This window comes from Saliniramus fredricksonii (assembly GCF_900094735.1).
GTDB classification, from domain to species: Bacteria; Pseudomonadota; Alphaproteobacteria; order Rhizobiales; family Beijerinckiaceae; genus Saliniramus; species Saliniramus fredricksonii.
Genome location: NZ_FMBM01000002.1, coordinates 1,828,427 through 1,851,114, shown reverse-complemented (window position 1 = coordinate 1,851,114; position 22,688 = coordinate 1,828,427). Strand labels below are relative to the sequence as shown.

Genomic DNA, 22,688 nt, shown 5'->3' with positions numbered 1-22,688 from the left:
GAATAAAGGATTTATGGTGCGCTATAGGGCTCAATGCGCAGTTCCAGTATGATTCGAAGAGGCGTGGTGGCAGCGACATGAGCGATTCGAAAGCCCTCACTCCGGTCGCCGAGGCCGATTACGACGCCATCGAAAGTGCCGTGATGGAGACCCAGCGCGGGCGCTGGTTCCTGAAGGAATATGCGCGCCGCAACCGCGCCGCCGACACGCAGATGCTGCTCGGCGCGATCGCGCGCCTCGAAGGCATGATGGTGCAGAACCGCGAAGCGCAGGAGAAGGATCGCCTGCGCATGGATCTGCTCGAAATGTCGCGCGCCATTTCGCGCACCAAGCACGAGATCAGCACATTGCGGCCCCAGGGCGCGCAGCCCAACGAGCTCGGCGTGGCCTCCGAAGCGCTGGACGCGATCGTGCGCACCACGGAACGCGCCACCTCCGACATTCTCGAAGCCGCCGAGCAGATCCAGGAAGCCGCCTGGACATTGCGCGAGGAAGGCGCCAGCGAGGCGATGTGCGACGAGCTCGACCGCCGCGCCACGGATATCTACACCGCCTGTTCGTTCCAGGATCTGACCGCCCAGCGCACCACCCGCATTGTCGACACGCTGCGCTTCCTCGAAGGGCGCATCAACGCCATGATCGAGATCTGGGGTGACGGCGAGACCGGCGAGGCAGCCGATGGCGGGCGTGAAGGGGCGCAGGACGGCATGGATGATGCCGGGCGCGCGGCGCGCCAGCGCGATCTGAGCGACAGCCTCGAGGATTTCAACGGGCTCTGCCAGGACGGCATCGACACGATGATCGTCGATGATGCGATGGCCGACCCGGTTGATGCCTATTTCTTCAATCGCGGTGCTGAAGCCGAGCCGCCGCGCCTCGCAGAGGAAATCGACTTCGTCGTCAGCCCCGAAGCTGCGGGTGCCGATATCGCTGCGGCTGAGGCCGATGAGGCTGAAGAGGCAGTGTCCGACCCGCAGAGCCTCGTCGCCAGCTTGCCCGATCTCGATGATGCTGCGGATATGGTTGACTTCGCCGAGATCGAGGCCGGGGATGAGCACGAGGGCGAGACGGAAGGGCGGGCCGATGTGACGCCCGAGCCGGAAGCAGAGGCGGATGTCATCGCCGCAGACACTGATGAAACCGGTTCGCAGGGTCCCGCCAGCGCGGATGTCTCCACCGGCCCCTTGCCCGATATCGACGCCTTGCCCGCCCGCGAGAAGCTGCGCCGCTTTTCCTGAACGCGCCGCGCCGTTTCGCTTCAGGATATTCCGCGCAACAGCCCCGCAACGCTGCGGAATGCCGTAACCAGCGCGGCGCGGTCGTCCTGCGGCATCCGCGTGATCGCATCCACCGCATCATCAGGCAACAGCGAGGGTGCGCGCGCCAGAATCTCCGCCCCTTGCTGCGTCAGCCGCGAATGCACGATGCGCCGGTCCGTCGGCGAGCGATAACGCTCGACGAAACCGCGTTCGGCCAGCTTGTCGAGGATCGCGACCACAGTTCCGGGGGAGAGATCGACATGGCGCGACAGGCTGTTGGTGGTCACTTCGCCGAGATCGCGGATGCCGGCCAGCACCACGACCTGCGGGATGGTCAGACCGGACAGGCGCGCCATCGCCTTCGATCGCGTGTCGATTGCCTGCGCGATGACGCGGATCGCCTTGACGAGCGCGCCGAGATCATCACCCACGTTACCTTCATGTTGCGATGGAACCATTTCGGATAATCCGGCATTTTTTTCTGGCAAGGCCCGTCGTCGTGTCGCCACCAGGTGGCTCGCGTGGGAGTGCGTCGTGTCGGTCATTTGAATCCTCCACGATCATTTGACATCAAATTGTTCGTGCTGTAAAGATTTGTGTACGAATTAGCTATCGGCAGAGCGTTGTCCGGGTGAGCCGGGCAGCGCGATATCGCTGACAAGACGAGAGCAGAACGTAGCTATGTGCGGCATTTGCGGCGAAATCACTTTTGACGGAAGCCCGGCTTCCCCCCATATCACCGAACGCATGACGGATTGCCTGGTGCCGCGCGGCCCCGATTCCGGTGGCATGCTCAACCGCGGGCGCGTCAGCTTCGGCCATCGCCGCCTGAAGATCATCGATCTGTCGGACAAGGCCGAGCAGCCCATGGTCGATTCCGAACTGGGTCTCAGCATTGCCTTCAATGGCTGCATCTACAATTATCCAGAGCTGCGCGAAGAGCTTCAGGGGATGGGCTATCGCTTCTTCTCGCATGGCGACACGGAGGTGATCCTCAAGGCGTATCACGCCTGGGGCCTCGATTTCGTGCAGCGCTTCAACGGCATGTTCGCCTTCGCCATCCATGAGCGGGATAGCGGTCGCGTCATCCTCGGGCGCGACCGTTTCGGCATCAAGCCGCTCTACCTTGCCGAGCAGGGCAAGCGGCTGTTCTTTGCCTCCTCGCTGCCGGCGCTCGTCGCCACCGGTGAAGTCGATACCACGATCGACCCCGTCGCCCTGCAATTCTACATGAGCTTCCACGCCGTGGTGCCGGCGCCCTATACCATGCTCAAGGGCGTGCGGAAGCTCCCGCCTGCCACCCTGCGCGTGATCGAGAAGGACGGCGCCTCCAGGGATATCCAGTTCTGGAAGCTGAATTACGGCGGCAGCGCCGAGGATGCCGAGCGTCCCTTCGAGGAATGGCGCGACATGGTGCTCGACGAGCTGCGTCGCGCGGTCAAGCGCCGCATGGTCGCCGATGTGCCCGTGGGCGTGCTGCTTTCCGGCGGTGTCGATTCGAGCGTGATTGTCGGGCTTCTGGCCGAGCAGGGACAGAAGGGCCTCAAGACCTTTTCCATCGGTTTCGAGGAAGCCAATGGCGAGAAGGGCGACGAGTTCGTCTATTCCGATCTCATCGCCGAGCGCTTCGAGACGGATCACGCCCGAATGATGATCCCCTCCGCCGACATGCTGGAGGCGCTTCCCGCGACGATCCGCGCGCAGTCGGAACCGATGGTCTCCTATGACAATGTCGGCTTCTACCTGCTCAGCCGCGAGGTGGCCAGGCATGTGAAGGTGGTGCAGTCCGGCCAGGGCGCGGACGAGGTCTTCGCGGGCTATCACTGGTATCCCAAGCTGACCAATTCCAACGATCCCGTCGAGGATTACGCCAACGCCTTCTTCGACCGCTCGAACACGGTGATGCGCCAGCATGTGGCGCCGCACTGGCATGCCGACCGTGACGAGGTGCGGGCCTTCGTCGAGAATCATTTCGCCATGCCGGGCGCCGACGATCCGGTCGACAAGGCCCTGCGTCTCGATGCCAATGTGATGCTGGTCGATGACCCCGTGAAGCGGGTCGACAACATGACCATGGCCTGGGGCCTGGAAGCGCGCGTGCCGTTTCTGGATTACGAGCTTGCCGAGCTCGCTGCCCGCATTCCGTCGCGCCACCATCTCGCCCATGGCGGCAAGGGTGTGCTGAAGGAAGCGTCACGCAAGGTCATCCCGAGCGAGGTGATTGACCGGCCCAAGGGCTATTTCCCGGTGCCTGCGCTGAAATACATCCAGGGCCCGACGCTGGACATGGTGCGCGACTCGCTCACCTCGCAGAAGGCGCGCGAACGCGGCCTGTTCAACCAGGATTACCTCGATCGCCTCTTTGCGGACCCCACCAGCGCCATCACACCGCTGCGCGGCTCGGAATTGTGGCAGGTGGCGCTGCTCGAAATGTGGCTGCAGCAGCATGATCTTTGAGCGGAAAATGCAGCGAGTGTCCGGTTTCCCTACCCTCACGGGAGGGAACAAGGGTGGGGTGGACCCGCGTGAAAAATCGCCTCGCACAACCCTGATTTCGCGATAAGATCAAGCCCCTGACGAGAGGGTCACAATGACCAGAACGCGCTCAACCAGGTCGGAACGCTCGCTGCGGCAGGAGCGCGATCAGCGCCGCCAGCCTGCCTATGCCGAGCCGGATCAAAGCCATACCCCGCAACCGAACGCGATCGTCGATTGCGGTTGGGGGCGCCTGCTCTTCGGGCAGACATTCGACGATCACGAGGAACTCGTGGAAGCGATGCGCGGAGAACGCCCGGACCGGCGTGATATCGCCGTCTATGTGCAGGATCCGCATGTGGCGCTGGCGAGTGCGCCGCAGGAGATGTTTCTCGATCCTTCACATACCTTCCGGCTGCACCTGTCGCGCTATCGCACCTCGCGGCGCCGACCGGGCGGCTTCTTCATTCGCCGGCTATCCTCCGCCTCGGATGCCGAGGCCGTCAACCGGATCTATGCCGCGCGCCACATGGTGCCGGTTCCGCCGGAATTCTTCTGGTCGAAGCGCGACAGCCGGGCGATCACCTATTTCGTCGCCGAAGACGAGGCGACCGGCCAGATCATCGGCACGGTCACCGGCGTGGACCATTATCATGCCTTCGGCGACCCGGAGCACGGCTCGTCGCTCTGGTGCCTTGCGGTTGATCCGCAGGCCATGCCGCCGCGCATCGGAGAATGGCTGGTCCGCCATCTCGCCGAGCATTTCAAGGCGCGCGGCGCGGCCTTCATGGATCTTTCGGTGATGCATGACAATGAGCACGCGATCGCGCTCTACGAAAAACTCGGCTTCGAGCGGGTGCCCTTCTTCACGCTCAAGCGCAAGAACTTCATCAACGAAAAACTCTTCGCCGGTCCCGGCCCGGAGGCGGAGCTCAACCCCTATGCCCGCATCATCGTCGACGAGGCACGCCGACGCGGCATCGATGTCGAGGTCACCGATGCGGAAGGCGGCTTCTTCCGGCTGTTCTATGGCGGGCGTTCGATCCATTGCCGCGAGGCGCTGAGCGAACTCACCAGTGCCGTCGCCATGTCGATCTGCGACGACAAGGCCGTCACGCGGCGTATGGTGGAGCGCGCTGGCGTCACGGTCCCCGAGCAGCTCGTCGCCGGGGATAAGCAGGCGATGCGTGAATTCCTCGAACGCCATGGCAGCGTCGTCGTCAAGCCGGCGCGCGGCGAGCAGGGGCGGGGGATCGCCGTCGGTGTCGAGACCATGAACGAGCTCGAAGCAGCCGTCGAAGACGCGCGCAATTATTGTGACCGTGTGCTGATCGAGCAATGCGTCACCGGCGAGGATCTGCGCCTCGTGGTGATCGATTTCCGGCTCGTCGCGGCAGCGGTGCGCCGTCCGGCTCAGATCGTGGGTGACGGTGCGACGACCATTCGTGAACTGATCGAGCGCCAGAGCCGGCGGCGCATGGCCGCAACGGGGGGCGAATCGTCGATCCCGCTTGATGGTGAGACGGAGCGGACCGTTGCGGCGGCGGGCCATGATTTCGAAACGATCCTGCCGGAGGGCACCGCCCTGAACGTGCGGCGCACCGCCAATCTGCATACGGGCGGCACCATTCATGACGTGACGAGCCATGTGCATCCACGTCTGGTCGATGCCGCAATCCGCGCCGCACGGGCCATTGACATTCCCGTCACGGGGATCGATTTCATGGTGCCCTCGCCCTACGAGCCTGAATATGCTTTCATCGAGGCGAACGAGCGGCCTGGTCTGGCGAATCACGAGCCGCAGCCGACGGCGGAGCGTTTCATCGATCTGCTCTTTCCGCTCTCCATCCCGGCCGCCGTGCGCCAGGCGGCCTATCTGGAACGCAAGGACAAATGCAGCGACTGACGATCGACACCGATTATCTGCGCGAGCGGCTGGCCAACCTGCTCGCGATTCCTTCCCCCACCGGTTACACCGACAGCATCGTCAGACATGTCTGCCAGGAGATCGAGAAGCTCGGGCTGGGTTACGAACTGACTCGGCGCGGTGTGATCCGCGCCATTCTGCCGGGATACGAGAAGCGCCCCGCCCGTGCCCTCGTTTCCCACCTCGACACGCTCGGCGCGCAGGTGATGCAGCTCAAGGATAACGGGCGGCTCGAACTCGTCTCGATCGGCCATTGGTCAGCGCGCTTCGCCGAAGGTGCGCGTGCCACCATCTTCTCCGACAAAGGGGCCTATCGCGGCTCGATCCTGCCGCTGAAGGCGTCGGGGCACCGCTTCAACGAGGAAGTGGACACGGCCCCGATCGGCTGGCCGCATGTCGAATTGCGCGTCGACGCCATGTCGCGCGACAAGCGTGACCTGCAGCGTCTGGGCATCGATGTGGGCGATATCGTGGCCATCGACCCGGGGCCCGAATTCCTCGATAACGGTTACATCGTCTCGCGCCATCTCGACAACAAGGCGGGAACTGCCGCGATGATGGCGGCGCTCAAGGCGATGGTCGAGGAAGGCGAGAAGCCGCCGGTTGATATCCACTGGCTGTTCACCATCGCCGAGGAAGTGGGCGTCGGGGCCTCGGCGGCGCTGACGCATGACGTCGCCGCCATCGTCTCGGTCGATAACGGCACCACGGCGCCGGGACAGAATTCCGACGAGTTCGGCGTGACCCTCGCCATGGCGGACCAGACCGGGCCGTTCGATTTCCATCTCACGCAGAAACTCGCCAAATTGTGCAAGGACAACGACATCCGCTACCAGAAGGACGTGTTCCGCCATTACCGTTCGGATTCGGCCTCTGCGGTTGTTGCGGGCCATGACGTGCGCGCGGCGCTGATCACCTTCGGCGTGGATGCCTCGCACGGCTACGAGCGCATCCACATGCATGCCCTGCGCTCGCTGGCGGAACTGATGACCGCCTATGTCGGCAGCCCGGTCGAGATCACCCGCGACGTGCACGAGATCAAGAAGGGGCTCGGCGGCTTCACCCGCCAGCCCATGTCGGCGGCAGATGTCGATGGTATCCTCGAAGAGGTCGAGCATCTCGTCGAGGAAGAGGTCAACCAGAGCGCTGGCGGCGTCTGAGGCGGCTGGTGATGCGTCGCCAACGAGGTCGCCATGGTGCCAACGAGGTCGCCATGGCGCCGTGACCTTCTGTCGGCAAATCCAGGGCAGCACATTATGGGCGACCGGATCTGTGGTATTGAAGGCACAGCGTCGCGGGAATCCCCACGGCTTCGTGAATTGCCATAAAAGTGCCCAAACGGTCATACTTGATCAGGGTCGCTCATCCTTCGTTAAGGACGATCCTTCATCCTCGCCAGCGTTCCTCTTCCGGAGCGTTGCGTCAACACGGTAGACGAAGTGCCCTCGATCATGTCCTTCCGCGCATTCCTTCTGACTGGCTGCGTCGCAGCAGCCGCGCTGGCTTTCGGCGGTGCCGGGTTCACCCAATCCGCTTCTGCCCAGAACCTTGCCTTCGGCTCGCAGGCCGAGTGGGTGCAGAATTACGAAGCGGTCTCACGCACCCGCGTGGCACGCTCGGCAACGCCGATACTGTCTCCTGAAACGCTTGCGGCGACAGAGTCGATGGTTGATCGCTATCGCGATATCGTCGCGCGCGGCGGCTGGGGCCGGATCGCGGATGAGCGTCTGCGTATGGGCTCTACCGGCGAAGCGGTAGCGCAGCTGCGCCAGCGCCTCATCATCAGTGGTGATCTCGATCGCAGCGCTGGCGGATCGCAGACATTCGATTCCTTCGTCGAGGCCGCCGTGCGCAGCTTCCAGGCCCGTCACGGCCTCACGCCAACGGGCGCGCTGAACGGCTCGACCGTCGCTGCGCTGAACGTGCCGGCTGACGTGCGCCTGCAGCAACTCGAATTGAACGTCACGCGGCTGCGTTCCTATTCCGGCAATCTGGGTGATCGCTACGTCATCACCAATATTCCCTCGGCCAGCGTCGAGAGTGTGGCGCAAGGTGAGGTGGTCGGACGCCATGCGGCTGGTGTCGGCATGATCGACCGGCAGTCGCCGATTTTCAATTCACGCATTGTCGAGATCAACTTCAACCCCTACTGGACGGTGCCGGTTTCGATCATCCGCAAGGACCTCATTCCGAAAATGCGTGAGGACCCGGATTATCTGACCGATCACAAGATCCGTGTCTTCACCTATCAGGGCGAGGAACTTGATCCGAGCAATATCGACTGGAATACGGACGAGGGGACGCGCTACATGTTCCGTCAGGATCCGGGCGGCGACCTGAATTCGATGGGTTTCGTGCGGATCAATATTCCTAACCCGCACGGTGTCTACATGCATGATACGCCGTCGCGCGGTCTTTTCGGCGAGGATTTCCGCTTCGTCTCCTCCGGCTGCGTGCGCGTTCAGAGCGTGCGTGACTTCGTCACGTTCCTGCTTGCGGAAACCGACGGCTGGGATCGCGGTGCGATCGACGATGCTTTCCGCTCCGGCGAGCGCCTGGATGCGCGCCTGTCAAGCCCGGTGAATGTCTACTGGACCTACATCACGGCATGGGTAACGCCTGACGGGACGGTGAATTTCCGCGATGATATTTACGAGCGCGACGACATCCAGGGCGTGCCTGTCGCCAGCGCACCGGGCGAGGCGATGCCCGTCCATTGATTTCTTCAAGCTGCGCGATCGCCTGGTCGCCTGCCGCGTTGAAGCCGTATCGAGACCCGACTGGCCCGCCATCCCGGCGGGCCATTTTTCATGGTTCAGCGGGAATCGGGCTCGAGTTCAACCCAGCCGTCACCGGTCAGGACCGGAAGCTCGGGGTGAAAGGCCTGCACGACGAAGGCGAAGGTGATGTCGTGGACGAGCGGCGCGTCGTCGCCGGTGTTGCGAACGGCGATCGCGCCGACCTCGCGGCCATCGCCGATGCTGGCGCTGTCGAGGACCGAAGCGACACCCTCCCGCCAGGTCAGACGCGTATCGTCGACGATGATCTCACCCTCGTTGCGCAGATGTGCGAGCGTGACCATGGTGCGTACATCCGTGCCATCACGCACGACGATCACACGCGCCATCGGCTCCATGTTTGCCGGCAGGGCGCCGGTATAGAGCGGGTAGGGGCCGCTGCGCCCGTCATAGCCCGTATAGGGGTTGCGGCCATAGGCGCGGGCGCTCCAGTCATTCGGCACGAGGACATCGCCATCGGGATGGCGCGCGCGAAAATCCGCGAAGGCGACGGTGCGCGAGGGCACCATCACGAGGCGGTCGCCCGCATGCCGGCCGACGATGGCCTCGCCGGTGAATTGCTGCCACCAGCTCTCCGTCCTGCGATCATACATGACGAGATCCGAATTGCGCAGGAGGCCCGTGGTGCCGAATTCCACCGGCTCGCCGTCGAGCACGCGTTCGAATACCATGGCCGAATTGCAGAGCGGACAATAGGTGATCGCCAGCGGGCGTGCGTCGATCGTGTCGTTGACGATTTCGTGCCAGATCAGCACGCTGAGCGGATAGGCGCGCGGCGGCAATCCCTCGACCATGATCTCGATGACCGGTTCGCGCTCGGAGAAGCGATCGGCCTCGCGCGCCGTGACGAAGACCGGATCGTCAATCGCGGGAATACCGTCCTTGGGCGGACCGCCGGGGATGATCTCGGAGAATGGAACTTCCGTGCGGCTGAAATCGGTGTTCCAGCCGGCGGCCTCCCACGCGACCGGATCGGCGGATGCTGCGGTGATTGTCGCGCAGGTTACGGCTGCAAGGAGGCCTGCGGCGATCGCGAGGCGGCGCATGGTGGTGAAGCGCATCGGCTGGACGCTACGGTGATGCATGATCGGACTCCCGCATTCAGGCTCTATGGGGACCATTCGTCGCGACGGGGGAAGCGTTTCACCGCTCACGAAAACGTGCGCAGGCACGTTTCCAAAACGCGGGCGCCTGTCCTGCGGTGCACCGGCCCGGCTTGACTTGCGCCTCGCCGCGAGGCACCGGCTGTCACGCACCGCATCGTGCGCCTTCAGGGACAGTGTCCGCCATGAAATTCGAAAAACCCCTCGTCAGCGGGCGCCTGCTGCGTCGCTACAAGCGCTTTCTGGCCGATATCAGCCTCGATGACGGAAGCGAGATCACGGCGCATGTGGCCAATCCCGGTGCGATGCTCGGGCTCGAAGCGGAAGGGGCGCGGGTCTTCCTGTCGCGCAGCGACAATCCCAAACGCAAGCTGCCCTATTCCTGGGAGATCGTGGAGGCGGCGCCGATGCATGGCGGTGCGGCCCGGCTCGTCGGGGTGAATACCGCGCAGCCCAACCGGCTCGTCGCCGAGGCGCTCGCTGCCGGGGCGCTGGCGCCGTTTCGCGATTACGCGCATGTGCGCCCGGAAGTGCGTTACGGCGAGGCAAGCCGGGTCGATTTCCTGCTGAGCGGGGAGGGGCGTGCGCCCTGCTATCTCGAGGTCAAGAACGTGCATCTGATGCGCGCGGACGGGCTCGCGGAATTCCCCGATTGCAAGGCGGCGCGCTCGGCCCGCCACATGCGCGAGCTCGCCGCCATGTGCGCGCAGGGCGCACGCGCAGCCCTCGTCTATGTGGTGCAGATGCAGGCCGAGCGCTTCGCGGTCGCCGCCGATCTCGATCCCGCCTATGCAGCAGCCTGTCACGCGGCGCGGGAGGCGGGAGTCGAGATCCACGCATATCGCTGCGATGTGACGCCGGAGGCGATCACGATCGCCGAGCCGATCACCGTGATGCAGTAGGCCTCAGGTCGTCTCGCGCGGATCGCGCACTCAGATCGTCTCGCGCGGATCGCGCACTCAGATCGTCTCGCGCGGATCGCGCACCAGGCGAAGCGTCAGAAGATCCAGCATGTCGGCGAAGCGGGTCGAGGAGAGATACATCAGTTCACGCATCCGACGATCGGCCAGCGGATCGTCGGGCGCGTGCGCATCATCGGGATAGCCCGGGCGGCAGGTGACCATCGGCGCGGGGCCGGGATATTGGCAAAAGCGTTCGAAATCATGCCAGACAGGGTAGGTTTTCGTGTTCTGCACGAAGCCGGAAAAGCCGCGATTGACGGGATAGCCGCGTCGCGACGCCTGATGGCGAAAGCCCGTCGCCAGCGCCGATGCGGCGCCTGCCTGCCATTTCGCGCGCCCGCGCCGCATGATCGCGCCCGCCCGCTCCGTCGGGTCGCAGAGCCAGAGGCCGGCGATCTGCAGACGCTCCAGCGCAAGGAAGAGCGCCCCCCGCCCCATCGGCCAGCTATGGAAGCCGAAGCGGCCCGTGATGAAATCCGGGGCGCGCCCGGCAACATCGTGGAAGGCGGCGATCTGGCGGGCGAAGTCGCGAGCAAGTTCAGCGCGCGGCGTGCGCAGAAGGTATGACACCGCCGCGAGGGGGCTGCGCGCACAGCCAGGCTCCAGCATCAGGCCGATCCCGGCTGCATCGTGCTGCGCCATCAGCGCCGGCCCCTGCACCCGCCACTGGGTCCCGGTTGCAAGCACCGCCACGGCGGAGACGCGCCGCATGTCGATCAGGTCGAGAATCGCATGGCAGATGCCGGCGCTCAGACCAAATTCATGCGCGCAGATGATCAGCCTGGTCGGCGATGCGGATGCCACAGTGTCCCTCGTTGCGAATCGCCTCTCGATCGTCCCACGATAGTATATCGCCTTGAATGCACCACGGGTGTGTCTGCGGCAGAGAGCGAATCGGATCTTCCGCTGCGGGACAGCTTGACGCAGCCATGTGTTCCAAACTAGCCTAAGCAAAATTCCACGGAATGGAACAAGGGGCGGGCAACGCTCCATCAGGGAGGAAATGACGTGGCCGAGGCGCAGGTCTCATCCGTCAAGACCATCGGGCGCGCCGCGCTGGTGCTGCGAGCGCTTGCCGCAGGGTCGGCCGATGGTTCACGCCTGACCGATGTCGCGGCGGCGACGGAACTCGGCAAGGCCACGGTGCATCGCCTGCTCGGCGCCCTCGCCGAGGTCGGTTTCGTTGATTTCGACGATCAGGAAAAGCGTTACCGTCTCGGCTACGCACTGTTCGCGCTGGGCGCCTCGGCGCGCGCTTTCCACGTTGTGGATCTTGCACGACCGAGCCTCGTGCGCCTTGCCGCAGAAACGGGGGACACGGTCTATCTCTCGGTGCGCGACGGGGACGAGGCAATCTGCGTCGATCGTTGTACGGGCTCGTTCCCGATCCGCACGCTCACGCTGGATGTCGGCGACCGGCGCCCGCTGGGGATCGGTGCGGGATCGCTGGCGCTGCTCGCCTTCGAGAGCGAAGCGGAGATCACCCGTGTCATCCGCACCAACGCTCATGCGCGACGCGACTACGCCGCCTTCGACGACACCACCCTGCACACACTGATCACCCAGGCCCGGGCGCAGGGATACGCCTTCAATGACGGCAATATCGTCTCCGCCATGAGCGCGATCGGCGTGCCGGTCATCGATGATGCGGGGCGGGTGCTGGCGGCTCTGTCGATTGCCGCGATTCGCGAGCGGTTTGCCGGCAAGCGGCTCGCGGAACTGGTGGCGCTTCTGCAAGAAGAAGCGCGGGAACTCTCAACAGCTCTGACGCATGCGGCGCTGGGGCCTGACGAACCGGGGGCGCGAACGCGCCGGACACGAATCAGGGAGGATGTCGCGTGACGACACTGCAAGCGGTGGCGGGAGAGGCCGGCGCCAATCTGGATACCGATCGCTTCACCGCGATGCTCGATATGATGTGGCGCATCCGCGCCTTCGAGGAACTCGCCGTGCGCTCCCTCGACGAGAAGCTCGTGCTCGGCGCGATCCATCCCTCGATCGGGCAGGAGGCCTGCGCGGCGGGGATCTGCTGCAACATGGAGCGCGCTGATCTGCTGCTCTCCACCCATCGCGGCCACGGCCATACTTTGGCCAAGGGCGCCGATGCGCTCGCCATGATGCGGGAATTGTTCGGGCGCGACGGCGGCACTTGCGGCGGCAAGGGCGGCTCGATGCATATCGCGGATTTCGATGTCGGCATGCTGGGTGCCAATGGTGTTGTCGCGGCCAATATCACCATCGCCGCCGGGGCGGCGCATGCGCTGAAGCTGCGCGGCGAGAAGCGCGTCGTGGTCTGCATCTTCGGTGATGGCGCGATCAATCGCGGGCCGTTCCTGGAGGGGCTGAACTGGGCCAAGGTCTTCGATCTGCCGGTGCTTTTCGTTTGCGAGGACAACAACTTCTCCGCCACCACCCATACCGGGGTGATGACGGCGGGACCGGGTGCGGCGGCGCGGGCGCAGAGCCTCGGCCTGCCGGCCCGGAGTGTGGACGGCAACGATATTCTCGCCGTGGATGCCGCGACGCGTACCGCCCTGGCTGCGCTTCATGCGGGGGAGGGGCCGCAATTCCTGCATTGCAAGACCTACCGCATGACCGGCCATACGGCGGTCGATCCCGCCGGCTACCGTGATCAGGCGGAAGTGGAGAGCTGGCGTGAGCGCGATCCGATCGCGCGGCTCGGCGAAGCGCTGCGGCTGGCCGGGGTGAGCGCCGCGCGGCTCGAAGAGGCCAGGACAAAGGCCTATGCGGAGATGGAGGAGGTCTATGCCACGGCGCGTGACACGGCCTGGCCGGATGTCGCCGGCGCCTATCGCGACGTGCAGGATTGCGGCGATCCGCAGGTGAGGGCCTTTTCATGAGCACCATCAACTATCTCGAAGCCGGCACGCGTGCGGTACGCGAGGAAATGCAGCGCGACGCGAGCGTCTGGGCACTCGGTGAGGATCTCGGGCGCGGTGGCGTGTTCGGGCAATACAAGGGGCTGATCGACGAATTCGGTCCCGCGCGCATCGCCGATACGCCGATTTCGGAAGCCTGCATCATGGGCGCTGCGGTGGGCGCGGCGATGACGGGGACGCGACCCATCGTTGAGATGCGCTTTTCGGATTTTGCCCTGTGCGCCATCGACGAACTCATCAACCAGGCGGCGAAGGCGCGCTTCATGTTTGGCGGGCAGATGCGTGTGCCGATGGTGGTGCGCGAGCCGATGGGGATGTGGCGCTCGTCGGCGGCGCAGCATTCGCAATCACTCGAATCCTGGTACACGCATATTCCGGGCCTCGTGGTCGTCGCCCCGGCGACGCCGGCGGATAATCTCGGCCTGCTGAAGAGCGCCATCCGCAACGACGACCCGGTGGTCTATCTCGAGCACAAGCATCTCTGGCCGCTCGAAGGCGCGGTGCCCGACGGCGAGCATCTGGTGCCGCTCGGCGAAGCCGAGATCGTGCGCGAGGGGCGCGATCTCACGCTCGTCACCTGGTCGGCGACGCGCCATACCTGTGTCGCGGCTGCGCAGGCGCTGGAAGAGCAGGGGATCGATGCGGAAATCATTGATCTGCGCACGCTCTGGCCCTGGGATCGCGACCGCGTCTTCGCCTCGGTCGAGAAGACCGGGCGGCTGATCGTGGCGCATGAGGCGGTCGCGGTGTCCGGCTTCGGCGCCGAGATCGCGGCGACGGTCGCGCAAGAGCTGCATCATCGCCTGAAGGCGCCTGTGCAGCGGCTTGGCGCGCCACGCATTCCGATTGCCTACGCACCCCCGCTCGAAGACGCGGCGCGGGTGACGTGCGAGAAGATCATCGATGCGGCAACGGCGCTCTGCCTGCCCGTTACCGCATCCTGATGCGCCGGCTGCCCGCTGGGTCGTCGGCAACACTAGGGAGGAGAAAACAATGAAACTGGTCAAGTCACTCATGGCAGCCGCAACGGCTGTCGCAATCCTGGGTGCCGCCCCCGTCGCGGCCCAATACAAGGACGAATACCGCGTCTCGACCGTCGTGCCCGCGCCATTCCCCTGGGGTATTGCGGCCGAGCGCTGGGCCGAGCTCGTGGCCGAGCGCACGGATGGGCGCATCACCATGCAGATCTATCCCGGCGCGCAGCTCGTCCAAGGCGAGCAGACGCGTGAATTCACGGCCATGCGCCGTGGCGTGATCGACATGGCGGTGGGTTCCACCATCAACTGGTCACCGCAGATCGCCGAGCTGAACGTCTTCTCGCTGCCCTTCCTGATGCCCGATTACGAGGCGCTCGATGCGCTGACGCAGGGTCCGGTCGGCGAGCGGATCTTCGAGCTGATCCAGGAAAACGGCGTCGTGCCTCTGGCCTGGGCGGAGAACGGTTTCCGCGAGGTGACGAACTCGCAGCGCCCGATCCGCACCCCGGAGGACATGGACGGGCTGAAGATGCGCGTGGTCGGCTCGCCGATCTTCAACGACATCTTCACTGCGCTGGGCGCAAATCCGACGCAGATGAGCTGGGCTGACGCACAGCCCGCGCTGACGACCGGTGCGGTCGACGGGCAGGAGAACCCGCTGACCATCTACTCGGTGCTCAACATGCACGAGCTGGGCCAGACCAATGTGACCCTGTGGCGCTATCTGGCCGACCCGCTGATCTTCGCGGTCAATCAGGAAGTCTGGGATTCCTTCACGCCGGAGGATCAGGAGATCGTGCGCGAAGCGGCGATCGAGGCCGGCGCGCATGGTATCGAGGTGGCGCGTGCGGGTCTCACCGATGACGACCAGAGCCTGATCGAGGAGATCCGGGGCTACGGCGTCGACATCGTCAGCCTGACGGATGAAGAGCGTCAGGCCTTCATCGATGCGACGCGCCCCGTCTACGAGGAATGGCGTGAGCGCATCGGTGCCGAGATCGTCGATATGGCGGAAGAATCCATCGCCAATCGCTGATCTGCGGCTGAACGCCTGCAAGACGGGCCGCGCCGTGTGGCGCGGTCCGACCCCCGCGCTGTTTCCCGACAACGTCCCACCCGCCGACCGGAGCCATCCGTGATGAGCGACGACCGCGATATTCCGCACACGCCACAGAGCCCGGATACGGGCGCGGACCACGTCATCGTGTCCGTCAAGATCGAGGAGGCGCTCGGTGCCGCAGCCATGGCGCTGATCTGCCTGATCTCCATTGGCAACGTGCTGGCGCGCTACTTCACCAACATCTCATTCGCCTTCACCGAGGAATTCTCGGTGGTGCTGCTGGCCTTCATGACCTTTGTCGGCGCGTCGGCCGCCTTCGCCAGCAACGAGCATATCCGCATCACGTTCTTCCTGCAGCGCATGCCGCGCCCGCTGCGCTGGCTGTGTGAACTGGTCACGGTCCTCGTCACCACGATCATGTTTGCGATGATCGTCTATTACGGTGCGCGGGTAACCTATGACGAGTGGTTCTGGGGCGAGACGTCACCGGGCCTCGGTAATTCCGTCTGGCTCTACACGATCTGGCTGCCGATTCTCTCCATCGCCATCATCCTGCGGGTTCTCGGGCGGGGTTATGACCGCCTGATCCGCCGTGCCGGCAGCGTGTGAGGCGGTCATGATCGACGCGAACATCCTGCTGCTCCTGACCTTCATCATCCTGATGCTGATCGGTACGCCGATTGCGGTGGCGCTCGGCATCGGCGGTGTGATCGGGATCGCCGTCGGACTCGACACGGCGGCGCTCGGGACGCTCGGCACCAACACCTACAATGCGGTGGCGAAATATCCGCTGATCGCCATTCCGCTCTTCATCCTGACGGGCATGGTGTTCGAGCGCTCCGGCGTGGCGGCACGTCTCGTCAGCTTTGCGCAGGCCTGTATCGGTCCGCGACGGGGCGGGCTGGCGCTGGTGGCCGTGCTGGTCTGCCTGATCATGGGCGGCATGTCGGGCTCCGGCCCGGCCGATGCGGCGGCGGTGGCGACCGTGATGCTGCCTTCGATGATGAAGGCGGGCTATCCGAAGCCGTTTTCCGCCAGCGTCATCGCGGCCTCCGCCTCGACCGCGATCCTGATCCCGCCCTCGATCGCGCTGATCGTCTATTCGGTGCTGGTGCCGGAAACCGATCTGCGTGCGCTCTTCGCCGCCGGTCTGATCCCCGGCCTTCTGGTTGGCCTGTCCATCGCGATTCCGACGCTGATTCTTTCGCGCAAGCATGATTTTGGCGCCGATGAAAGCCCGGACCGACCGGCTTTCTGGCCGGCCCTGTGGCAGGCGCTGCCGGGATTGATGGCGCCGGTGATCATTCTCGGCGGCTTGCGCAGCGGTCTCTTCACGCCGACCGAGACGGCGGTGGTGGCCGTGTTCTACGGGCTGCTCGTCGGTACGGCGCTGTATCGCACCATGGGTTTTCGCGACATCTACCAGGTGCTGGTGGAGAGCGCGAAGATCTCCGGCGTACTGATGCTGATCATCTCGCTTGCCGGCATCTTCGCCTGGGCCGGCTCGACCATGGGCGCCTTCCGCAATACGGCGCAGTTGATCCTGACCATCAGCGACAATCCCTGGATCATCCTGCTGCTGATCATGGGTGTGCTGCTGCTCGCGGGCATGGTGCTCGACGGGGTGTCGATCTATCTGATCACCCTGCCGTTGCTGGTGCCGGTCGTGCAGGCCTTCGAATGGTCGTTCGTCTGGTTCGGCGTGGTGATGGCGATCAACATTGCCATGGGTCAGTTCACGCCCCCTGTCGCCGTCAACCTGATGGTGACGGCGCGCATTGCCGGGATTCCGCTGGAGAGTACCTTCCGCTGGGTCGGCTGGCTGCTGCTCTCGATGGGCGGCGCGCTCGCGCTCGTGCTCGCCTTCCCGGAAATCGCGCTCTGGCTGCCCAGAGTGCTCGGTTATCGCATCACATAACAAAGAAACGAGGACATCATGAGCGATCAGGATCGCGCCAATGAAATGACGGGTGGCGAGGCGCTCGCCCGGATGCTGATGGCACACGGTGCGGGACCGATGTACGGCATGGGCGGCTTCCAGCTCCTGCCCTTCTACGATGCCGCGCGCCGGCTCGGGCTGCGCCATACGCTGATCAATGACGAGCGCTGCGGCGTCTTCGCGGCGGATGCCTATGCCAAGGTTTCGGGCCGGGTCGGACTCGTCGATGCCACGCTCGGACCCGGCGCGACCAACCTTGTCACGGGGCTGGTCGAAGCGCTCAATGCCGGTTCGCCGATCGTGGCGATCGTCGGCGATACGCACCGCGCCCATTCCTGGAAAAACATGACCCAGGAGGCCCATCAGGCCGATATCCTGCGCCCGGCCTCGAAGGAGGTGATCCGCGTCGAGATGATCGAGCGGCTGCCAGAGCTTGTGCGTCGCGCCTTCATGGTAGCGACGACGGGGCGCCCGGGGCCGGTCGTGGTGATCGTGCCGGAAGACATCTGCCATGACAGCCATCCCTTCGACTCGGAAGCGCTCGTCGCCGATGAGCGCTATCAGGCGGCACCCGCCCTGCGCGCGCGGCCTGATGCGGATGATCTGGCCAAGGCGGCAGCGTTGCTCGCCAAGGCGGAGAAGCCTCTGATCCTGGCTGGCGGCGGCGTGCATATCTCGCAGGCCGCCACGGAACTCCAGGCCTTCGCCGAGGCGCATGGCATTCCGGTAGCGCATACGCTCAGCGGCAAGGGCGCCATCGCCTGCACCAGCGATCTCTCGGCGGGGCTGTTCGGGCGCTATGACCGCATCGCCAATGCCATGATCAGCGAAAGCGATTGCCTGCTGGTGATCGGCTGCAAGCTCGGCGAGATCGCCACGAAGCGTTACACGGTGCCCGAGCCGGGCAAGGTGCTCATCCATCTCGAATGCGTGGCCGAGGAAATCGGGCGCACCTACGCGCCGACCGTGCCGCTCTGGGGAGACGTCAAGGCCGGCATTGCGGATCTCGACGCGGCGATGAAGGCGCTCGGCTCGAACGCCGCGTCGCGTGCCGACTGGTGCGCGCAGGTGCCGGTCCGCATGGCAGCCTGGCGCGAGAGCGCGCGTGAGCGGCTGGAAAGCGAGGAGACGCCGGTGGGCATGGGCAGGCTCATGGGCGAGCTCAATAATATTCTCGCCGATGACGCGATCCTGATTGCCGATGGCGGTTTCGCCGCGCATTGGGGCGGTCTGCTCTACGATTCAAAGAAGGCCGGGCGCGGTTTCGTGCCTGATCGCGGTTTCGCGTCGATCGGCTATGGCCTGCCCGGCGCCATCGGCGCGAGCCTCGCCGCGCCCGATCGCCAGGTCGTGGCACTGACGGGCGATGGCGGCTTCAACATGGTACTGGGTGAGCTCGAGACGGCGCGCCGGATGGGGCTCTCGCCGGTGATCATCGTCGTCAACAATGCCGCTTCCGGCTATGTGAAGGCGTTGCAGCATCTGATGTACGGGGAGGGGGCCTACCAATCCTCCGATCTCGCCGAGACGAATTACGCCGATGCGGCGCAGGCACTGGGCTGCCGGGGCATCCGCGTCGAGGAGCCGGGCCAGCTCGCCGGCGCCTTGCGCGAGGCCCTGGCCGAGGGTGGTCGCCCGACGGTGCTCGACGTGATCGTCACCCGCGATCCGGCGAAGATGCTGCCCGCCGCCGATAATCGCGCGGTGAAGGTGAAGAAGGGCGACCGCGTTGCGTGAGCCGGATGCCCCGATCCTCGCCGACAGCATCACCCGCCTCGGCCCGGAAGCTGCCGAGGCGGTGGTGGTGACGGGGTCGCATGGCGGCGTCTATGCCGCCTGGCTCGCCCGCAAGGCGGGATGCCGCGCGGCGATCTTCAACGATGCCGGCGTGGGGCGCGACGAGGCCGGGATCGGCGGCCTCGCCTGGCTCGACGCACACGGCATGGCGGCGGCGGCCATCGACCATCGCAGCGCCGATATCGGCGACGCGGCGGCGATGGTGCAGCACGGCATCGTCTCGCATGTGAATGAACTCGCCGCTGGCTGCGGCGTAAAGGCCGGGCAGGGCTGCACCCAGGCAGCCCGCCTGCTCGCCGCCGCACCGATCCCGGATGGAGACGTCGAGACGGTAAGCGAGGCGCGTGAGGAAATCGTTCCGGAGGGCGCCCATCGGCGCGTCGTCCTGATCGATTCGGCCTCACTGGTCGCGCCGCGCGATGCGGGGCAGATCGTCATCACGGGCTCGCACGGCGCCCTGTTCGGCGATAATCCGATGAATGCGCTCAAATTCGACGCCGCTTTCGCCGCTTTCAACGATGCTGGCGGCGGCGTGGGCGTCTCGCGATTGCCGGCATTGCAGGGGCGCGGCATCGCCGCAGTGACGGTTTCCGCTGCATCGGCGCGAATCGGGGATGCCCGCTCCACATTCGAGGACGGCACCGTCTCGGCGGCCAACCCCGCAGCCCTCTCATGGGGCGTGAGGATCGGCGAGAAACTACACGATTGCGTGATCCGGCTTGCCGCAATGCCGTAGCGGAAAGTGTGGTTACGGAACATAAACCATCCTGTTGCATTCTCATCACAGGATTAACGCTCACGCAGAAGTCAGCGGAAACGGCGCGACTTTGCCTCTATTGAGGCATTGTAGCTTGAGCCGTTGTTGTCTTTTGCCAAAAGGATGTCATGTCCCAGTTCCGCGCTTCCCAACTCACCCGTCGCGTCTTCCTGGCGGGCCTGCCGCTGACCCTTGCCGCTTGTGCTTCCGGCGGTCGTTCGGCGCCACCGTCGGTCGAGGCCGCGAATGTCGTTGATCCGTTCTATGCATCCATGTACAGCGCGATCCACGACGAGCCGTTCCCGGTTCCCGCCATCGACGTGGCACAGGTCGACCCACGCTTCCTGCGTCAGGAGGTGGAATTCACGGGGCCGGAATCGCCGGGGGAAATTGTCGTCGACCCGTCACGCCGCTTCCTCTATCTCGTCCGTGAAAACGGACGCGCCTTGCGCTATGGCTGCGGCGTAGGCAAGGCCGGCTTCGATTATCAGGGCGATGCGGTTATCGCGCGAAAGGCGGAATGGCCCCGTTGGACGCCGACGCAGAACATGATCCGTCGCGAGCCGGAGCGCTACGGCCCCTTCGCCGGTGGCCAGGAGGGCGGGCTCGACAATCCGCTGGGTGCCCGCGCGCTCTATCTGTTCAAGAACGGTCGCGATACGCTCTACCGGATTCACGGCACGAATGAACCCTGGTCGATCGGACAATCCGTCTCGTCGGGCTGCATCCGCCTGTTCAATCAGGACATCATCGATCTGCATCGGCGTGTACCGATCGGCACGCGGGTGATGGTGCTGACCGATGGCGCAGCTCATCGCACGCGCGAGGCGCTGGTCTGAGCTTCCGGCCCGCAGATGGGGCGGGCCGGTTCCATTTTCGGTTCAGTGGTTGTCGCGCGGTGCGCCCTGACTCTGGGCGATCCGCTGATATTTCACCGCCGGCTTGAGCACCATGCCTTCCGAGAGCTGGTCGACCATCGCGCGCTGGATCTCCTGCCACGGGGTCTGGCTGGCCGGATACGGGTAGCCGCCGCGCGCCGCGAGATCGGCGCGGCGACGCTCCAGTTCCTCGCTCGAAATCAGAATATCGGCGCTGCGCTTGCGCAGATCGATGCGGATGCGGTCGCCGCTCTGCAACAGGGCGAGCCCGCCGCCGACTGCGGCTTCCGGTGATGCGTTCAGGATCGAGGGCGTCCCGGATGTGCCGGATTGGCGTCCATCGCCGATGCAGGGAAGGGAGAACACGCCGCGGCGGATCAGTTCCCCCGGCGGCTGCATGTTGACCACTTCCGCCGCGCCCGGATAGCCTATCGGCCCGGTGCCGCGCATGATGAGGAGCGTATTCTCGTCGATGCCGAGAGACGGATCATCAATGCGGTCGTGATAATCCTCCGGCCCGTCGAACACCGCGACCTTGCCCTCGAAGGCATCGGGATCCTGTGGATCGTCGAGATAGCGCTTCTGGAATTCGGGCGAGATCACGCTGGTCTTCATGATGGCCGAATCGAACAGGGTGCCCTTGAGATTGAGGAAGCCTGCCTGCTCGCGCATCGGATCGTCATAGGGGCGGATCACGTCGCGATCCCAGGTGAAGCGCTCGCGATAATTCTCGCCGGCGGTGCGGCCATTCGCCGTCAGCGCGTCTTCATGAATCCTGCCCTGCGCGATCAGTTCCGCCATCACCGCAGGCAGGCCGCCAGCGCGGTAATATTCCTCGGCCAGATAGTCGCCCGCAGGCTGCACGTTGACGAGCAGCGGGATGTCGAAGCCGACCTTCTCCCAGTCATCACATGAAAGCGGCACGCCCATATGGCGCGCAATGGCGTTGAGGTGGATCGGCGCATTGGTCGAGCCGCCGATGGCGGAGCAGGCAACGACGGCATTCTCGAACGCCTCACGGGTGAGGATGTCGGAGGGTTTGAGATCCTCCCAGACCATTTCCACGATCCGCTTTCCGGTATCATAGGACGCCTGGCCGCGCTCACGATAAGGGGCCGGAATTGCCGCCTGTCCGGGCAGGCTCATGCCGAGCGCCTCGGCGAGCGCATTCATGGTGGAGGCCGTGCCCATTGTGTTGCAATGGCCGTTCGAAGGTGCGGAACTGCGAACGATTTCGAGGAATTCCTCGTAATCGATCTCGCCGGCCGCGTGACGCTCGCGTGCCTTCCAGACCACGGTGCCCGAGCCGACGCGTTCGCCGTTCATCCAGCCGTTGAGCATTGGGCCGACATTGAGATTGATCGCGGGGATGTTCACCGTCGCCGCCGCCATCAGCAGGGCGGGAGTCGTCTTGTCGCAGCCGGTGAGCAGCACCACGCCGTCGAGCGGGTAGCCGTAGAGCACTTCCACCAGCGAGAGATAGGAGAGGTTGCGGTCCAGCATCGCGGTGGGACGCTTGCCCGTTTCCTGGATCGGATGGCAGGGAAATTCGAACGCGACACCGCCCGCTGCGGCAATGCCCTCGCGTACCCGCTTGGCCAGATCGGTATGATGACGGTTGCAGGGTGAGAGGTCCGAGCCCGTCTGGGCGATGCCGATGATCGGCTTGCCGCCCTGCAATTCCTCGCCGGTGAGGCCGTAATTGAGATAGCGCTCGATATAGAGCGCGGTCATGCCCGGATTGTCCGGATTGTCGAACCATAGCCGCGAGCGCAGCTGCTCCGGCGTGATCACCTTCGCACGGCTTGATTTCTGATCGTCCGAAGCGCTCTTGAACATTCCGCATCTCCTCCCGT

The 22,688-nt window shown here is 64.8% G+C and carries 19 protein-coding genes; 15 read left to right on the top strand and 4 right to left on the bottom strand.

Translation table 11 applies throughout. The features are described from left to right. Window positions 1-77: 77 nt before the first annotated feature. Window positions 78-1,238: a hypothetical protein gene (locus tag GA0071312_RS14970; RefSeq protein ID WP_074445611.1), complete on the top strand. Its 1,161-nt coding sequence runs from the start codon at window positions 78-80 to the stop codon at window positions 1,236-1,238. Between the two features lie 20 nt (window positions 1,239-1,258). On the opposite strand, the gene GA0071312_RS14965 is transcribed toward GA0071312_RS14970, so the two are convergent. Then, complete coding sequence (locus GA0071312_RS14965) at window positions 1,259-1,717, bottom strand: MarR family winged helix-turn-helix transcriptional regulator (RefSeq protein ID WP_074445610.1); 459 nt, start codon at window positions 1,715-1,717, stop codon at window positions 1,259-1,261. A 223-nt stretch (window positions 1,718-1,940) separates the two neighbouring features. On the opposite strand from GA0071312_RS14965, the gene GA0071312_RS14960 reads away from it, so the two are divergent. The 4 genes from GA0071312_RS14960 to GA0071312_RS14945 all read left to right on the top strand — a co-directional run bounded on the left by GA0071312_RS14960 (window position 1,941) and on the right by GA0071312_RS14945 (window position 8,381). Beyond that, window positions 1,941-3,716 carry an N-acetylglutaminylglutamine amidotransferase gene (locus GA0071312_RS14960; protein ID WP_074445609.1) on the top strand — a complete coding sequence of 592 codons (1,776 nt, stop codon included), beginning with the start codon at window positions 1,941-1,943 and terminating at the stop codon, window positions 3,714-3,716. Between the two features lie 133 nt (window positions 3,717-3,849). After that, window positions 3,850-5,640, top strand: a complete 1,791-nt coding sequence (gene ngg, locus GA0071312_RS14955) for an N-acetylglutaminylglutamine synthetase (RefSeq protein ID WP_083204599.1) — start codon at window positions 3,850-3,852, stop codon at window positions 5,638-5,640. Continuing rightward, window positions 5,628-6,821, top strand: coding sequence for an osmoprotectant NAGGN system M42 family peptidase (locus GA0071312_RS14950; RefSeq protein ID WP_074445608.1), 1,194 nt, complete (start codon window positions 5,628-5,630; stop codon window positions 6,819-6,821). The genes ngg and GA0071312_RS14950 overlap by 13 nt, the downstream gene beginning before the upstream one ends. Window positions 6,822-7,112: 291 nt before the next feature. After that, on the top strand, window positions 7,113-8,381 hold the full coding sequence (locus tag GA0071312_RS14945; RefSeq protein WP_074445607.1) for a L,D-transpeptidase family protein: 1,269 nt from the start codon (window positions 7,113-7,115) through the stop codon (window positions 8,379-8,381). Window positions 8,382-8,476: 95 nt separating this feature from the next. Here the strand turns inward: GA0071312_RS14945 and GA0071312_RS14940 are convergent, their stop codons facing one another. After that, window positions 8,477-9,544: a DUF3179 domain-containing protein gene (locus GA0071312_RS14940; RefSeq protein ID WP_238947239.1), complete on the bottom strand. Its 1,068-nt coding sequence runs from the start codon at window positions 9,542-9,544 to the stop codon at window positions 8,477-8,479. Between the two features lie 203 nt (window positions 9,545-9,747). Between GA0071312_RS14940 and sfsA the strand changes: the two genes are divergently transcribed. Next, the gene (sfsA, locus tag GA0071312_RS14935) at window positions 9,748-10,464 is read left to right on the top strand and encodes a DNA/RNA nuclease SfsA (protein WP_074445606.1); all 717 of its coding nucleotides are present in this window, start codon (window positions 9,748-9,750) and stop codon (window positions 10,462-10,464) included. A 57-nt stretch (window positions 10,465-10,521) separates the two neighbouring features. Here sfsA and GA0071312_RS14930 read toward each other — a convergent pair whose 3' ends face one another. Continuing rightward, the gene (locus GA0071312_RS14930) at window positions 10,522-11,328 is read right to left on the bottom strand and encodes a ChbG/HpnK family deacetylase (protein ID WP_074445605.1); all 807 of its coding nucleotides are present in this window, start codon (window positions 11,326-11,328) and stop codon (window positions 10,522-10,524) included. A gap of 204 nt (window positions 11,329-11,532) precedes the next feature. On the opposite strand from GA0071312_RS14930, the gene GA0071312_RS14925 reads away from it, so the two are divergent. The 9 genes from GA0071312_RS14925 (at window position 11,533) to GA0071312_RS14885 (ending at window position 20,793) form a co-directional block, all read left to right on the top strand. Further along, entirely contained in the window at window positions 11,533-12,366 is an 834-nt protein-coding gene (locus GA0071312_RS14925) for an IclR family transcriptional regulator (RefSeq protein ID WP_074445604.1), read from the top strand. Continuing rightward, window positions 12,363-13,385: a thiamine pyrophosphate-dependent dehydrogenase E1 component subunit alpha gene (locus GA0071312_RS14920; protein WP_238947238.1), complete on the top strand. Its 1,023-nt coding sequence runs from the start codon at window positions 12,363-12,365 to the stop codon at window positions 13,383-13,385. The genes GA0071312_RS14925 and GA0071312_RS14920 overlap by 4 nt, the downstream gene beginning before the upstream one ends. Beyond that, entirely contained in the window at window positions 13,382-14,368 is a 987-nt protein-coding gene (locus GA0071312_RS14915) for an alpha-ketoacid dehydrogenase subunit beta (protein WP_074445603.1), read from the top strand. Before GA0071312_RS14920 ends, GA0071312_RS14915 begins: the two co-directional genes overlap by 4 nt. Before the next feature lie 49 nt (window positions 14,369-14,417). Further along, entirely contained in the window at window positions 14,418-15,437 is a 1,020-nt protein-coding gene (locus GA0071312_RS14910; RefSeq protein WP_074445602.1) for a DctP family TRAP transporter solute-binding subunit, read from the top strand. Between the two features lie 102 nt (window positions 15,438-15,539). Next, window positions 15,540-16,070, top strand: a complete 531-nt coding sequence (locus GA0071312_RS14905; RefSeq protein WP_083204597.1) for a TRAP transporter small permease — start codon at window positions 15,540-15,542, stop codon at window positions 16,068-16,070. A gap of 7 nt (window positions 16,071-16,077) precedes the next feature. Beyond that, on the top strand, window positions 16,078-17,379 hold the full coding sequence (locus GA0071312_RS14900; protein ID WP_074445601.1) for a TRAP transporter large permease: 1,302 nt from the start codon (window positions 16,078-16,080) through the stop codon (window positions 17,377-17,379). An 18-nt stretch (window positions 17,380-17,397) separates the two neighbouring features. Beyond that, the gene (locus GA0071312_RS14895; RefSeq protein ID WP_074445600.1) at window positions 17,398-19,137 is read left to right on the top strand and encodes a thiamine pyrophosphate-binding protein; all 1,740 of its coding nucleotides are present in this window, start codon (window positions 17,398-17,400) and stop codon (window positions 19,135-19,137) included. Then, window positions 19,130-19,933, top strand: coding sequence for a hypothetical protein (locus GA0071312_RS14890; protein WP_074445599.1), 804 nt, complete (start codon window positions 19,130-19,132; stop codon window positions 19,931-19,933). Before GA0071312_RS14895 ends, GA0071312_RS14890 begins: the two co-directional genes overlap by 8 nt. A 149-nt stretch (window positions 19,934-20,082) precedes the next feature. After that, a complete protein-coding gene (locus tag GA0071312_RS14885) occupies window positions 20,083-20,793 on the top strand; it encodes a L,D-transpeptidase (protein WP_074445598.1) in 711 nt (236 codons plus the stop codon). Window positions 20,794-20,835: 42 nt separating this feature from the next. Here GA0071312_RS14885 and GA0071312_RS14880 read toward each other — a convergent pair whose 3' ends face one another. After that, a complete protein-coding gene (locus tag GA0071312_RS14880; RefSeq protein ID WP_074445597.1) occupies window positions 20,836-22,671 on the bottom strand; it encodes an IlvD/Edd family dehydratase in 1,836 nt (611 codons plus the stop codon). Between the last annotated feature and the right edge of the window lie 17 nt (window positions 22,672-22,688).

Bases quoted from the DNA above. Each gene is read 5' to 3' on its own strand.
- GA0071312_RS14970 (WP_074445611.1), top strand. From the start codon at position 78: ATGAGCGATTCGAAAGCCCTCACTCCGGTCGCCGAGGCCGATTACGAC.
- GA0071312_RS14965 (WP_074445610.1), bottom strand. From the start codon at position 1,717: ATGGTTCCATCGCAACATGAAGGTAACGTGGGTGATGATCTCGGCGCG.
- GA0071312_RS14960 (WP_074445609.1), top strand. From the start codon at position 1,941: ATGTGCGGCATTTGCGGCGAAATCACTTTTGACGGAAGCCCGGCTTCC.
- ngg (WP_083204599.1), top strand. From the start codon at position 3,850: ATGACCAGAACGCGCTCAACCAGGTCGGAACGCTCGCTGCGGCAGGAG.
- GA0071312_RS14950 (WP_074445608.1), top strand. From the start codon at position 5,628: ATGCAGCGACTGACGATCGACACCGATTATCTGCGCGAGCGGCTGGCC.
- GA0071312_RS14945 (WP_074445607.1), top strand. From the start codon at position 7,113: ATGTCCTTCCGCGCATTCCTTCTGACTGGCTGCGTCGCAGCAGCCGCG.
- GA0071312_RS14940 (WP_238947239.1), bottom strand. From the start codon at position 9,544: ATGCATCACCGTAGCGTCCAGCCGATGCGCTTCACCACCATGCGCCGC.
- sfsA (WP_074445606.1), top strand. From the start codon at position 9,748: ATGAAATTCGAAAAACCCCTCGTCAGCGGGCGCCTGCTGCGTCGCTAC.
- GA0071312_RS14915 (WP_074445603.1), top strand. From the start codon at position 13,382: ATGAGCACCATCAACTATCTCGAAGCCGGCACGCGTGCGGTACGCGAG.
- GA0071312_RS14910 (WP_074445602.1), top strand. From the start codon at position 14,418: ATGAAACTGGTCAAGTCACTCATGGCAGCCGCAACGGCTGTCGCAATC.
- GA0071312_RS14905 (WP_083204597.1), top strand. From the start codon at position 15,540: ATGAGCGACGACCGCGATATTCCGCACACGCCACAGAGCCCGGATACG.
- GA0071312_RS14900 (WP_074445601.1), top strand. From the start codon at position 16,078: ATGATCGACGCGAACATCCTGCTGCTCCTGACCTTCATCATCCTGATG.
- GA0071312_RS14895 (WP_074445600.1), top strand. From the start codon at position 17,398: ATGAGCGATCAGGATCGCGCCAATGAAATGACGGGTGGCGAGGCGCTC.
- GA0071312_RS14885 (WP_074445598.1), top strand. From the start codon at position 20,083: ATGTCCCAGTTCCGCGCTTCCCAACTCACCCGTCGCGTCTTCCTGGCG.
- GA0071312_RS14880 (WP_074445597.1), bottom strand. From the start codon at position 22,671: ATGTTCAAGAGCGCTTCGGACGATCAGAAATCAAGCCGTGCGAAGGTG.